Genomic DNA, 12672 nt, shown 5'->3' on the forward strand with positions numbered 1-12672 from the left:
GGAGTTTTACATGCCCCATGAAGGCAGCCTGTTGCAGGCCGCAGTAGTGTTTCTACTCGCCGCCGTGCTGACAGTACCGCTGGCCAAGCGCCTGAAGCTGGGCGCGGTGATCGGCTATTTGTTCGCGGGAGTGATCATCGGCCCTTCGGTGCTGGCCTTGATAGGCGACACGGAGAGCGTCAGCCACATTTCAGAGCTGGGCGTGGTCTTGTTGCTGTTCATCATTGGTCTTGAGCTGTCGCCAAAGCGTTTATGGGTCATGCGCAAATCGGTGTTCGGCGTAGGCATGGCGCAGGTGTTGCTGACGGGCCTGGTCATTGGCGGGATCGCGTTGTTTGCCTTCGGCCAGTCGCTGAACACTGCGGTCATTCTGGGTCTTGGCCTGGCGCTGTCATCCACAGCCTTCGGCCTGCAGAGTCTGGCCGAGCGCAAGCAGTTGAATAGCCCGCATGGCCGGATGGCGTTCGCTATCCTGCTGTTTCAGGACATTGCAGCAATTCCCTTGATTGCCATGGTGCCATTCCTGGCCGGGGCCGATCACGCAATGGACACCGGCGAAAGCATTAACCACGGCCTGCGCGTGCTGGGCAGCATTGCCATTGTGGTGATCGGCGGCCGCTATTTGCTGCGTCCGGTATTTCGCATCGTTGCCAAGACCAAAATCCAGGAAGTCTCGACCGCCACTGCCTTGCTGGTAGTGATTGGTACGGCGTGGCTGATGGAACTGGTGGGCGTGTCCATGGCGCTGGGCGCATTTCTCGCCGGTCTGCTATTGGCAGACTCCGAATACCGTCACGAACTGGAAGCACAGATCGAACCGTTCAAAGGGTTGTTGCTGGGGCTGTTCTTCATCAGTGTCGGCATGGGTGCCAACGTCGGCTTGCTGCTCAGCTCGCCCCTCGCGGTGCTGGGCCTGACGCTGCTGTTGATCGGAATCAAGCTGCCGATGCTGTTCCTGATCGGTCGTACCGCTGGCGGTCTCAATAACCGCAGCGCGCTGCAATTGGGCCTGGTGTTGGCAGCCGGTGGCGAATTTGCCTTCGTGGTGTTCAAGATCGGCAGCGCTCAAGGGCTGTTCGAGGCCGGGCTGTACGACATGCTGGTGCTGACCATCACCTTGTCGATGGCGATCACGCCGTTGCTGTTCATTGCCCTGGCGCGCTGGATCAAACCCAGGATCAAGCCTGTCGAGGTGCCGGACGAGTACCGCGATATCCAGACCGACAAACCACGCGTGGTCATCGCTGGCATGGGCCGTATGGGGCAAATCGTAGCGCGGATTCTGCGGGCGCAGAAAATCCCTTTCATCGCTCTGGATACCGCTGTGGAATCGATCGAGTTTTCGCGCAGCTTCGGCAATGTGCCGGTGTTTTATGGCGACCCGCTGCGCCCGGAAATACTGCGTGCAGCCAAGGTTGATGAAGCGGAATACTTCGTCATTGCGACGGATGATCCGGATACCAACATCAAGACCGCCGAGTTGATCCGCAAGCTGTATCCACACATGAAGATCATTGCCCGTGCACGTAACCGCCAGCACGTCCACCGGTTGATGGACATTGGCGCTCATGCCGTGCGTGAGACGTTCTATTCAAGCCTGGAGATGAGCCGTCAGACCCTGATGGGGCTGGGCCTGACCGAGGCACAGGCCGATGCGCGCATCAGCCGCTTCAAGCGCCACGACGAACAGGTGCTGGCCGCACAACATGAAGTGTATGACGACGACGCCAAAGTTCTGCAGACCGCCCGTGAAGCCAGGGCCGACCTCGCGCAACTGTTCGAGGCCGACCGTCTGGACGAAGAAGCCGCGAAAAGCTGATGTGCCAGACGCCGGGCGCTCAGCGTCCGGCGCAGGGTTCGGTCAGGCGTAAGGACTGTCCCAATAGCGCTTGTACATCCCGAGTTTTTTCTTTACGCCACGGGGCAGGCGCTTCTCCTGCTTGCTCAGCTTGTAGGCCAGCAGCTTCAGCGCATTACGTACGAACGACATGGGCCACCAGAGAATTCGCCGGGGGCCGAGGAATTTAAGCTCGGACTTGACGTAACGCATGCCCTCGCCGCCGATGCCACCAAAGGTTTCGTAGATCCACGCTTCACGGGACTGGAACACACCGATATCAAAGTAACGGCAAAACTCCTCACGCAGGCTGTAGTTATGCGAATGACGGCATACAGCCGAACCTTCATAGGCTGCTTTCCAGCCATCGATCAGCATTTTGGCGGTGACGTACATGTCTTCGGAAAGAATCACATGCCGGGGAAAGCCGCCAATCGCCCGCAACGCTTCACCGCGATAGGCCGCGAACGAGTTGGACATGAATGGCGTCTTGATGCCCAGCGTGCGTGCATCGGCCAGAGTCTTGATCTGCGACGTCGGAGGGTAATTGAACAACCGTGCATGCTGGGCCAGCAGGTTGGCGTTCTTGTGCGGCAATTGACGCCCGCAGACCGCGCCGACCTTGGGGTCGGCGAAAGGCAGCAGAATGTTGGCAATGGCATTGATATCTTCAACGTAGGCGTCTTGGGTCAGATAGACATAGACGTCGTAGTCGGGATGCAAATCGACCATCATCTGCCGGGTGCCACCGTGGTTGAAGTCCTTGCTGTCGATGCGCAATACGTTGGCACAACGGGCTTGCGCCAGCTCCAGCGTGCCATCTGAAGAACTGGAGTCGACGATCAGTGTATCGAAGCTCGCAGTCTGCGTAGCCAGCGAGTCCAGTAGACGTTCCAGATCCTTGCGTCCGTTGTAGGTCGGGATCACACAAGCCACTCTCAATGGCGCCATAACAATACTCCAGGGCGAAGTCCGGTTGCCCAACTTGTCAGCGATGTTGAGAGTAGCTCATGCGTGCCCGCCCAACCATTAATCCACTCAGCCCAGCACTTCACTCAACGGGATGAAGTTGACCCAGTCCCCTTCGGCCACGGTTGAGCCTTCACGCACTTCAATCAGGCCGTCAGCCCAGGCAGCGCTGCGCAATACACCCGAGCTCTGGTTGCGATAGGCCACGGCCCTGCCCTGTTCCAGACGCCCGCGCAGGTATTCGCGACGATTGCCCGGGCGCGTCCAGACGAACCCTGCAGGCACCGGAAACTGCAACGGCGCTACGTCAATCACACCTTGGCGACGCAGCAGGTAAGCACGCGCCAGCAAAGCGAAGGTGACGAGCGTGGAGGCGGGATTGCCGGGCAGGCCAATCACCGGTACGCCACGAAAATGCCCGAAAGTCAGCGGTTTTCCGGGCTTGATGGCCAGCTTCCAGAGCGTCAGTTCGCCTTCCTCACGCAATGCGTGACCAAGGAAATCCGCTTCGCCTACCGAGACGCCGCCCGTGGAGAGGATCAGGTCGACATCGTGCAGATTCGCCAGCGCAGCACGAGTCTTCGCCAGATCGTCCGGCAGGATGCCTGCATCCACGACCTCGCATTCGAGTCGCTTCAGCCAACTGCACAGCAACACCCGGTTGCTGTTGTAGATCTGCCCCGGCCCCAATGGCTGACCTGGTTCAATCAACTCGTCGCCGGTGGACAGCACCGCGACACGCACCCGTCGGATCACCTCAAGCTCGGCGAGGCCCAACGAAGCGGCCAGGCCCAATTCAATAGGACCAAGCCGCGTCCCGGCCGCCAGTACGGTGTCGCCGACGCGGGTTTCCTGCCCCTGTGGGCGAATGTTCTGCCCAACGCTCAGCGGCTCGCTGAAGCACACGCGCTGATCCGCCAGCACCTCGGCGTTTTCCTGCATCTCGACGCAATCGGCACCTTCAGGCATCGGCGCACCGGTGAAGATTCGTGCACAGGTGCCAGGTGCCAGCGGCTCGGGTGCCTGACCGGCAAAGATGCGCTGGCTGACCGTCAACGGCTCGCCGCTCCAGTCCGCTACGCGCAGGGCATAACCGTCCATGGCGCTGTTCGGCCAGGGCGGCAGATCCAGAGTGGAGATCAGATCTACCGCCAGCACACGGCCTTCGGCATCGGCCAGCGGAACACGCTGGCGATCAGTGATCGGCGTGGCCTCGGCCATCGCCAGCAGCCGTGCGATAGCCTCTTCGACAGGCAGCAAGGTTTTCGGCTCGTTGTTCATCAGCACTCAACCACGAGTCGCACAGGGCTCGGCCTGCTTGAGGTGCGGCACGAAGTTGCAGGGCCGGAAGCGCGAATCCAGTTGCTGGGCGAGAATCCCGTCCCACGCCGTGCGTACCGCATTGGTGGAGCCCGGCAGGCAGCACACCAGGGTGCCATTGGACAGGCCCGCCAACGCACGGGACTGAATGGTCGAGGTGCCGATATCCGGCACCGAAATCTGCCGGAACAGTTCACCGAAACCATCGACCTGCTTGTCGAGCAAACACGCCACGGCTTCAGGCGTGCTGTCGCGACCGGTAAAGCCGGTGCCGCCGGTGATCAGCACGACCTGCACCTGATCGTCGGCAATCCAGGTCGCTACCTGAGCGCGGATTTTGTACAGGTCATCCTTGAGCAGCACGCGCTCGATCAGGCCATGACCGGCATCGGTCAGGCGGTCGACGAACATTTGGCCCGAGGTATCGGTTTCACGGGTGCGGGTATCGCTGACGGTCAGCACGGCGATATTCAGGGGTACGAAAGGTGTGTCAGCCTTGGCTTTCATGGCCTCATCCAGTTGTTAAGGAAACAGGCCGGTGTTATATCACAGCACTCCTTTTGACTGCCCGCCGAGTGTTTGATGAATGTCCCTGCCGCACTGCCTCCCTGCTCTATTCTGCTGCTGGCCGGAGGTCGCGGGCAGCGCATGGGCGGGCGTGACAAGGGCCTGATCGAGTGGCAGGGCAAGGCGCTGATCGAGCACCTGCACCGGCTGACCCGGCCGCTGACCGACGACCTGATCATTTCCTGCAACCGCAACATCGAGCGCTATGCGCAGTACGCCGATCAACTGGTGCAGGACGACGATGCCGATTTCAACGGTCCTCTGGCCGGAATTCGCGCCGCCCTGCCACTCGCCCGGCATCAGTGGTTGCTGGTTCTGCCCTGCGACGTACCTTTGGTCGATGAACCGTTGCTGCAAGCGTTACGCGAAAAGGCTGTTGAATGCCCGGAGCGACCAATAATGGTGCGTGAAGGCCAGCACTGGCAGCCGCTTTTATGTATGATCCCCATCGCTCACGCCGCAACGCTGGAAGCCGCATGGCAGGCCGGCGAACGCAGCCCGAGACGGGCCCTGGAACCGCTGCAACCAGTCGCCCTGCAACTGGAAGCTGGCGATCCACGCCTGGCCAACCTGAATACTCCCTGTCTGTTGACCGGGATCAGCGAAAACTGTGGCAAGTGACTGGCTATTGAACTTGCTGACGGTGTGTACGGAACTTTGCCGACGGTGTATCCGTCTGAGAGTTCAGTAAATCAAGAATCCATCTGGAGACACAGTAATGAAACAACGGACCCTTCCCGCTGCCTTCCTGCTTGCATTGAGCATTGCCTCCCTCGCCGGCTGCGCATCGCCCACTGTGATCACCTTGAACGATGGTCGTGAAATCCAGGCTGTCGATACGCCAAAGTACGATGAAGAATCGGGCTTCTACGAGTTCAAGCAACTCGACGGCAAGCAGACCCGCATCAACAAGGATCAGGTACGTACCGTCAAGGATCTGTGATCCGGGCGTCGTGTGACTGATTTGAAAAAACCCGCCGAGTGCGGGTTTTTTTGGCCGTCAGCCCGGCTTTACCGCTTACCAGTCGAGTTCAAGCAGGCTCTCGAACTGACGCTGTTTACCGTTGAGCGGGTCGATGAAGCGCAAGCCCTTGGCCAGCAGCTTCAGAGGGTTTTGATAATCGTCGACAGGGTTCTTTACCACGTCCGGGTAGAACGGGTCGTTGCAGATGCCCGCGCCCAGTGCCGCCATGTGCACGCGTAGTTGATGTTTCTTGCCGGTCACCGGATAAAGCCCGTACCGCCACAATTGATCCTGCCGTTCGAGCACCTCGATCTGCGTCCGGGTATTGCTCGCACCTGCTCCTTCCTGCATGCGAAAGAATGGTTCGCCTTCGACCAGACGGCTTTCGTGCAAACGTGGAAACTCCAGCCCCGGCAACGCTGGCGCAATGGCTTCGTAGAACTTGTCGATCTGCCGGGTGGGAAACAGCGCCTGATAAGCCGAGCGCGTCTGCCGGTTGGCGGAAAACAGCACCAGCCCGGCGGTGTGCCGGTCGATGCGATGCAGCGGTACCAGATCGGGGTTGCCCAGGCGATGGATCAGGCGGCGCAGCAACGTCTGCTCGACGTACTCCCCTGCGGGTGTCACGGGCAAAAAGTGCGGTTTGTCCGCCACCACCAGATGCTCGTCGGCGTACAGAATCGTCTCAAGCACCGGGATCGGCGTTTCGTTGGGCACCTCACGGAAATAGTGAATGCGCAGGCCCTCGCGGTACGCAAGGTCAGGCGCGATGGCCTTGCCGTTTTCGTCCAGCACCCGTCCGCGGGCAATACGGTCCAGCCATTGTTTGCGGCTGATGGCGGTGAATTTCGCGCACAGGCAATCGAGCACTGTGGCCCACGCGCCTGGCGGCAGGTACAACGTGCTGGCTTGTTGCTGTGCGGCGCTAAAAACGGAATCGGGCATGTGCGGCGTGAACTCTGGCTGATCTGAAGCGGCTGGCAGTGGATTATCACTGATTAGGGCGATCACCGCACAATATCGCTGCATGGCAATCGCCTGCCGCCTGCGGCACTATTAACCATCTGGTACATTCCGCTCAACACCTGCTCTGGACCGGGCAGTAGCACAAAAACAAGAGACTTATTCTATGACCCATGCTGGAAAAAAATCCGTTCTTGCCGGCCTGATCGGCTCGGGCATTCAGGCCTCGCGAACGCCCGCCATGCACGAGCACGAAGGCGACGCCCAGGGCCTGCGCTACTTGTATCGGCTGATCGATATCGACGCCCTGCAACTGGATATCAGCGCCCTGCCCCAGCTTATCGAAAGCGCACAAAACTGTGGCTTCACCGGCCTGAACATCACCTTTCCGTGCAAGCAGGCGGTTATCCCCTTACTGGACGAACTGTCCGCCGAAGCCCGCGGTATCGGCGCAGTGAATACCGTGGTGTTCAAGGACGGCAAGCGCATCGGTCACAACACTGACTGCCTGGGTTTTGCCGAAGGCTTCCAGCGCGGCCTGGACAAGGCTCCACGTCAGCAGGTGGTGCAAATGGGCGCAGGTGGCGCAGGCGCTGCCGTGGCTCATGCGTTATTGAGCGCTGGCGTCGAATGCCTGACAGTATTCGAAGTCGAGCCGCAACGCGCGCAAGGGCTGGTGGACAACCTCAACGAGCATTTCGGTGCCGGACGGGCAAAGGTGGGTATCGATTTGCCTGCCGCTATGGCCGAAGCCGACGGCCTGGTCAATACCACGCCGGTCGGCATGGCCAAACTGCCGGGCACGCCGTTGCCGGTCGAGTTGCTGCGCCCTGAGCTGTGGGTTGCGGAAATCATCTACTTCCCGCTGGAAACCGAACTGCTCAAGCATGCCCGTGCGCTGGGCTGCCGCACGCTGGATGGCAGCACCATGGCGGTGTTTCAGGCAGTCAAGGCATTTGAGTTATTCAGTGGCCAGTCAGCCGATGCAGAACGGATGATGGCGCACTTCCATACGCTGTAAACCTCAGCGCTTGAGATAACGCAGCACAGCGTCGCAAATCATCGCCTTGTGACGCTGTTTGACCTCCTCGCTCCACAGCTCGATCTGGAAAATTTCGCTGAAGGTATGGCGGTTGGAGATCCGGTAGAAGCAGAACGAACTGATCATCAGGTGCAGGTCCACCGGATGAACACCATCGCGGAACAAGCCACTGGCCTCGCCGCGTCGCAGGATGCCATCGAGCGCCCTGATGATATTCTGGCTTTTGGCCTGGATCGAATCGGACTGTTTGACGTTCTCGCCGTAATGAATGTTTTCGATGCACACGATACGCACGAAATCGACGTTGCTGTCATGGTGATCGAAGGTGAATTCAACCACGCGATGAATCGCCTCGACAGGCTCCAGCTCACTCAGGTTCAACTCGCTCTCGGTGTTGCGAATCGCACCGTAGAGTTTTTCCAGCACTTCGACATACAGCTGCTCCTTGCTGCCGAAGTAGTAATAGATCATCCGTTTCGAGGTTTTAGTTCGCTCGGCGATGGCATCGACGCGCGCGCCTGTAAGACCGTGGGCAACGAATTCGGCGACAGCAGCCTGAAGAATATCTTCGCGAGTTTTTTCCGGGTTGTTCTTGCGGCCCTTGGGCGCAGTGGCGGCAGGTTCAACGGCAACGGCGGAGTCGATTTTTTTCATTGTTGGCTCATGACCACGGGTAATGCGCGAAGTATGAAGCTGACCGCAGGCAGAGGGAAGCTGCGAGGGATTCGACCCCCCGCAGCAGCTCTACTGTCGGCCTCGCTTTACAGCCGCGCCTGACGCGCTGCCACATTGCGCGCCTTGGCCATCGCCGCCAGACGCACCGGCACGTTGGCCGCGCCATAGCCCACGTAGCCATTCTTGCGTTGCAGGATCTCGAAGAAGAAGCGCCCGTCGAAGGCATCTGTGTAGACGTGGAACAGCTCGCCGCCCTGCGCATCGCGGTCATAAAGCACGTTGTAATACGCCAGTTCGCTGAGAAACTCTTCATCGAAATCGAAGCGGGCTGCCAGGTCGTCGTAGTAATTGAGCGGGATGTCCAGCAACGGCACCCCCGCTTCCTTGGCGCGGCTGACCTCGGCAAAGATGTCTTCACAGGAGAACGCAATGTGATGCACCCCAGAGCCGCGATAACTCGACAGCGCGTGGGAAATGGCCGTGTTGCGATTCTCGGAAATGTTCAGCGGCAGGCGCACGGTACTGCAACGACTGCGCAGGGCACGACTTTTCACCAGACCGTAGGGGTCGGGCAGCACCACCTCGTCATCGGCCTCGAAATCCAGAATGCTTTTGTAGAACAGTACCCAGCTGTCCAGGCTGTCGGCGGGCAGCGCCATGGCCATGTGGTCGATACGCTGCAAACCACCCTTGGCAACCGCTTGCGGGTCGACGACAAAATCGCTGTCGTAAATCGATTCTCCGGGCGCAGCGCTATCAACCAGATAGATCAGGCTACCGTCGGGCGCGCGGACTGAAGGAATCTCCCGCTCATTGGGGCCGACCAGCCCGCGATACGGCTGGCCTTTGAAGGCCCGCGCACGCTCCAGCGACTGATGGCCGTCATCGACGCGCAAGGCAGTGGCGCACAACGACGGCCCGTGGGCCTCGAAAAAGCTATGGGCAAAAGAATAGGGTTCGGCATTGAGCACGATCTTGATATCCCCCTGCCCCAACAGACTGACCGCCTTGGAGCGATGCTGACCCAGCTTGGCAAAGCCCAGCCGTTGCAGCCAGCCCGAGAGGCGCGCGCCGTGGCTCTCATCGACCGCAAATTCCAGAAACTCGACGCCGTTGTAAGTGCTGGCAGCGGGCGGGTTGAAAAGTATTTCAGGAACAGCGGCTGGCTCGTCACGCGCCATCAACTGGCGGGTTTTTTCTTCCAGATAAAGCAGCGAACGCAAGCCGTCCGCCGCGTTGGCGCGAGTCGGGGCGGCACGGAAACCGTCGTTGAACACTTCCAGCGACAATGGGCCGGTGTAGCCGCTGCGCAGAATCGGCGCGAGGAAACCGGCAAGATCAAACTCGCCCTGACCGGGGAAGCAGCGGAAATGGCGGCTCCACTCCAGCACATCCATGGCCAGAATCGGCGCGTCGGCCATTTGCACAAAGAAGATCTTGTCACCCGGGATTTGCGCAATCGCGCTTGGGTCGCCCTTGAGTGACAAGGTATGGAAGCTGTCGAGCAACACACCCAGAGCAGGATGATCAACCTGACGCACCAGGTTCCAGACCTGTTGCCAGGTGTTCACATGCTTGCCCCAGGCCAGCGCCTCATAACCGACACGCAGGTTACGGGCTCCGGCACGCTCGGCCAGCAGGCTCAGGTCATCCAGCAGAATACTTTCGTCGCCCACCGAATCGGCAGACGCATTGCTGCAGACCAGCACCAGATCGGTGCCCAGTTCCTGCATCAGATCGAATTTGCGTTCGGCACGGTCGACATTGCGCTGCAGACGATCACGGCGGCAGCCTTCAAAATCCCGGAACGGCTGGAACAGGGTGATGGCGATCCCAAGATCGGCACATATCTGCCTGACGTTGCGTGGGCTACCGTCGTAATACAACAAGTCGTTTTCGAAAATTTCGACGCCGTCAAAGCCGGCTGCGGCGATGGCTTCGAGCTTTTCGGGCAGAGTACCGCTCAAGGATACGGTAGCAATTGAACGCTGCATGCTTTTCAGCTCCTGGATGAACGCGACCTGTTTCAGTCGCGACTGGACAGCACCGCATTCCTGGCCTTTCCCGGCCTTATTCAGAGGTGCGAGTAAAGTATTTGCCTGTCAAAATACTACAGCAACATAAAGTGTACGAACCGGTTAGTTTTACGTTCGATTATCGAACAAAAGCCGTTTTACTCAATTGACGCTGTATCGCGCAATGCTCAACATCAGCATCACATTGCAGGGTAGACCCGCAGTCAAACGTTTTGATCTTTTGCTTCATCAGCAGCAACCCATAACAATTCAAAAAACAGGAACATTGCTCATGTGCACCCTTCTCGCTTTGCTCGCCCGCTCGCCCGTCCGTCTCACCAGACGTCAGGTTCAACGAACTCGTCCGGCCAAAAGCCCCGCGCGGATCTGCGTCGCCTGAAACATTCCAACACACTTGCGCGGCCCAACCTGTAAATTGTCGGCCCGACGGATCGTCTCGATGAAAGCCTGAGTCAACAGGCCAGTCGAATCACGGTTCTACGACTTCACTTTACCTGCACAACGCCTGCATCGAGTGGACTTCTCAGTCCGACTGTTGCCAGCAGCACAGTCCTGGAACGGATGGTTAGAACATCATGCTTAACACCCAGACCAACCCTGTCGCCCAGGCCGCCCGTGCCGGGATGGGCGAAAAGATTCGCGGCGCACTCGCCGTGGGCAAGACGCGCTGGGGCATGCTCGCCCTGGTGTTCTTCGCCACCACGCTGAACTACATCGACCGAGCGGCGCTTGGCGTCATGCAGCCCATCCTCGCCAAGGAAATGAGCTGGACGGCGATGGACTACGCCAACATCAACTTCTGGTTTCAGGTCGGTTACGCGGTGGGCTTCGTGCTGCAAGGCCGCTTTATCGACAAGGTCGGCGTCAAGCGCGCGTTCTTCCTCGCGGTGCTGCTGTGGAGCCTGGCGACCGGCGCTCATGGCCTTGCAACTTCCGCTGTGGGCTTCATGGTCTGCCGGTTCATTCTCGGCCTGACCGAGGCGGCCAACTACCCGGCCTGTGTAAAGACCACGCGTCTGTGGTTCCCGGCAGGTGAACGTGCCGTGGCGACTGGTATTTTCAACGCTGGCACCAACGTCGGCGCAATGCTGACCCCGGCGCTGCTGCCGCTGATCCTTACCGTCTGGGGCTGGCAGGCGGCCTTTATAGCGATGGGTTCGCTGGGGCTGATCTGGGTCATCATGTGGCGCCTGAAGTACTACAACCCCGAAGAGCATCCGACCGTCAGCAAGGCCGAGCTGGATTATATTAATCAGGAAGTCGAACCTGCGCCGGTCAAGGTGCCCTTCACCGGCATTCTGAAGATGCGCGGCACGTGGGCGTTCGCGCTGGCTTACGCGATTACTGCGCCGGTGTTCTGGTTCTACCTGTACTGGTTGCCGCCGTTTCTCAATCAGCAATACAACCTGGGTATCAGCGTGACGCAGATGGGCATCCCGCTGATCCTGATCTGGCTGACCGCTGACTTCGGCAGCGTGGGTGGCGGCATTCTGTCCTCCTGGCTGATCGGGCGCGGCATGCGTGCGACCACTGCGCGTCTGCTGTCGATGCTGATCTTTGCCATCACTATCTGCAGCGTGGTATTCGCCGCCAACGCCAGCGGCCTGTGGGTGGCGGTACTGGCCATCTCGCTTGCGGTGGGTGCGCATCAGGCCTGGACCGCAAACATCTGGAGCCTGGTGATGGACTACACGCCCAAGCACATGATGAGTACGGTGTTCGGCTTCGGCGGCATGTGTGCGGCCATTGGCGGTATGTTCATGACCCAGATTGTGGGTGCGGTGCTGACCGCCACCAATAATAACTACAACGTGCTGTTCACCATGATCCCGGCGATGTACTTCATCGCGTTGATCTGGCTGTACTTCATGGCCCCGCGCAAGGTGCCGACGCTCAGCGAGTAATCGTCTGACACCGTCATAAAGGCCCGGCTCACTCAGTGACCGGGCCTTTTTGCTATCGTCCCCACGCTTTGCGCAGAGTGACGAAAAGTGCTCTCCCGGACGCCTCTCGTGGGTCTGCGACCTCAGGTAGATTTAGGTTCGACTAAGGTCGCCTTTTCGCCCCTCCGCGACTCACTTAGTTATCCCAGACGCCGCTCGTTCCTCACGCTCCGCGTGGGAATGCAGTTCGTGACGCTCCGCGTCACACGGAGGTTCTGCGATGGCAGGTGGATCGGGGTTCGACTCAGGTCACCTTTTCGCCCCTCGGCGACTTACTTTGATGGGGCCAAAGTAAGCAAAACCCCTCGCTCCTGTTTCCGGCCCGACTTCGTCGGGTTCCTTCGCCCTGTCACTGA

Annotated in this window: 11 protein-coding genes; 5 read left to right on the forward strand and 6 right to left on the reverse strand. The window is 59.5% G+C overall.

Translation table 11 applies throughout. The features are described from left to right. The first annotated feature begins 10 nt into the window (after positions 1–10). The gene (locus RYB66_RS01130) at positions 11–1819 is read left to right on the forward strand and encodes a monovalent cation:proton antiporter-2 (CPA2) family protein (protein WP_005746783.1); all 1809 of its coding nucleotides are present in this window, start codon (positions 11–13) and stop codon (positions 1817–1819) included. 42 nt (positions 1820–1861) lie between these two features. Here the strand turns inward: RYB66_RS01130 and RYB66_RS01135 are convergent, their stop codons facing one another. The 3 genes from RYB66_RS01135 to moaB form a co-directional block, all read right to left on the reverse strand. After that, positions 1862–2788 (reverse strand): glycosyltransferase, encoded by a 927-nt coding sequence (locus RYB66_RS01135; RefSeq protein WP_002553133.1) that lies wholly within the window; start codon positions 2786–2788, stop codon positions 1862–1864. An 87-nt stretch (positions 2789–2875) separates the two neighbouring features. Next, positions 2876–4087 carry a gephyrin-like molybdotransferase Glp gene (gene glp / locus RYB66_RS01140; RefSeq protein WP_005746784.1) on the reverse strand — a complete coding sequence of 404 codons (1212 nt, stop codon included), beginning with the start codon at positions 4085–4087 and terminating at the stop codon, positions 2876–2878. Positions 4088–4093: 6 nt separating this feature from the next. After that, a complete protein-coding gene (moaB, locus tag RYB66_RS01145) occupies positions 4094–4633 on the reverse strand; it encodes a molybdenum cofactor biosynthesis protein B (RefSeq protein WP_002553131.1) in 540 nt (179 codons plus the stop codon). Between the two features lie 75 nt (positions 4634–4708). Between moaB and mobA the strand changes: the two genes are divergently transcribed. Together mobA and RYB66_RS01155 are read left to right on the forward strand one after the other, a co-directional pair. Further along, the gene (mobA, locus tag RYB66_RS01150) at positions 4709–5314 is read left to right on the forward strand and encodes a molybdenum cofactor guanylyltransferase MobA (RefSeq protein ID WP_002553130.1); all 606 of its coding nucleotides are present in this window, start codon (positions 4709–4711) and stop codon (positions 5312–5314) included. Positions 5315–5411: 97 nt separating this feature from the next. Beyond that, positions 5412–5636 (forward strand): YgdI/YgdR family lipoprotein, encoded by a 225-nt coding sequence (locus tag RYB66_RS01155; RefSeq protein ID WP_002553129.1) that lies wholly within the window; start codon positions 5412–5414, stop codon positions 5634–5636. A 75-nt stretch (positions 5637–5711) separates the two neighbouring features. Here the strand turns inward: RYB66_RS01155 and RYB66_RS01160 are convergent, their stop codons facing one another. Next, a complete protein-coding gene (locus tag RYB66_RS01160; protein ID WP_039847516.1) occupies positions 5712–6602 on the reverse strand; it encodes a pseudouridine synthase in 891 nt (296 codons plus the stop codon). 184 nt (positions 6603–6786) lie between these two features. Here RYB66_RS01160 and RYB66_RS01165 point away from each other — a divergent pair, with 184 nt between their 5' ends. Then, positions 6787–7641 carry a shikimate dehydrogenase gene (locus tag RYB66_RS01165; protein ID WP_005746786.1) on the forward strand — a complete coding sequence of 285 codons (855 nt, stop codon included), beginning with the start codon at positions 6787–6789 and terminating at the stop codon, positions 7639–7641. A 3-nt stretch (positions 7642–7644) separates the two neighbouring features. On the opposite strand, the gene RYB66_RS01170 is transcribed toward RYB66_RS01165, so the two are convergent. Together RYB66_RS01170 and quiC are read right to left on the reverse strand one after the other, a co-directional pair. Beyond that, on the reverse strand, positions 7645–8316 hold the full coding sequence (locus tag RYB66_RS01170) for a TetR/AcrR family transcriptional regulator (protein ID WP_004642739.1): 672 nt from the start codon (positions 8314–8316) through the stop codon (positions 7645–7647). A 107-nt stretch (positions 8317–8423) separates the two neighbouring features. Further along, a complete protein-coding gene (gene quiC, locus RYB66_RS01175; RefSeq protein ID WP_005779816.1) occupies positions 8424–10331 on the reverse strand; it encodes a 3-dehydroshikimate dehydratase QuiC in 1908 nt (635 codons plus the stop codon). Between the two features lie 617 nt (positions 10332–10948). Between quiC and RYB66_RS01180 the strand changes: the two genes are divergently transcribed. Then, positions 10949–12277, forward strand: coding sequence for an MFS transporter (locus RYB66_RS01180; RefSeq protein ID WP_016981977.1), 1329 nt, complete (start codon positions 10949–10951; stop codon positions 12275–12277). The last annotated feature ends 395 nt before the right edge of the window (positions 12278–12672 follow it).

Source organism: Pseudomonas syringae group sp. 243L2, from assembly GCF_032587875.1.
Lineage (GTDB): Bacteria > Pseudomonadota > Gammaproteobacteria > Pseudomonadales > Pseudomonadaceae > Aquipseudomonas > Aquipseudomonas amygdali.

What these genes read in the sequence shown, in the direction of transcription:
- RYB66_RS01130 (WP_005746783.1), top strand. Translation starts at nt 11, where the DNA reads ATGCCCCATGAAGGCAGCCTGTTGCAGGCCGCAGTAGTGTTTCTACTC.
- RYB66_RS01135 (WP_002553133.1), bottom strand. Translation starts at nt 2,788, where the DNA reads ATGGCGCCATTGAGAGTGGCTTGTGTGATCCCGACCTACAACGGACGC.
- glp (WP_005746784.1), bottom strand. Translation starts at nt 4,087, where the DNA reads ATGAACAACGAGCCGAAAACCTTGCTGCCTGTCGAAGAGGCTATCGCA.
- moaB (WP_002553131.1), bottom strand. Translation starts at nt 4,633, where the DNA reads ATGAAAGCCAAGGCTGACACACCTTTCGTACCCCTGAATATCGCCGTG.
- mobA (WP_002553130.1), top strand. Translation starts at nt 4,709, where the DNA reads ATGAATGTCCCTGCCGCACTGCCTCCCTGCTCTATTCTGCTGCTGGCC.
- RYB66_RS01155 (WP_002553129.1), top strand. Translation starts at nt 5,412, where the DNA reads ATGAAACAACGGACCCTTCCCGCTGCCTTCCTGCTTGCATTGAGCATT.
- RYB66_RS01160 (WP_039847516.1), bottom strand. Translation starts at nt 6,602, where the DNA reads ATGCCCGATTCCGTTTTTAGCGCCGCACAGCAACAAGCCAGCACGTTG.
- RYB66_RS01165 (WP_005746786.1), top strand. Translation starts at nt 6,787, where the DNA reads ATGACCCATGCTGGAAAAAAATCCGTTCTTGCCGGCCTGATCGGCTCG.
- RYB66_RS01170 (WP_004642739.1), bottom strand. Translation starts at nt 8,316, where the DNA reads ATGAAAAAAATCGACTCCGCCGTTGCCGTTGAACCTGCCGCCACTGCG.
- quiC (WP_005779816.1), bottom strand. Translation starts at nt 10,331, where the DNA reads ATGCAGCGTTCAATTGCTACCGTATCCTTGAGCGGTACTCTGCCCGAA.
- RYB66_RS01180 (WP_016981977.1), top strand. Translation starts at nt 10,949, where the DNA reads ATGCTTAACACCCAGACCAACCCTGTCGCCCAGGCCGCCCGTGCCGGG.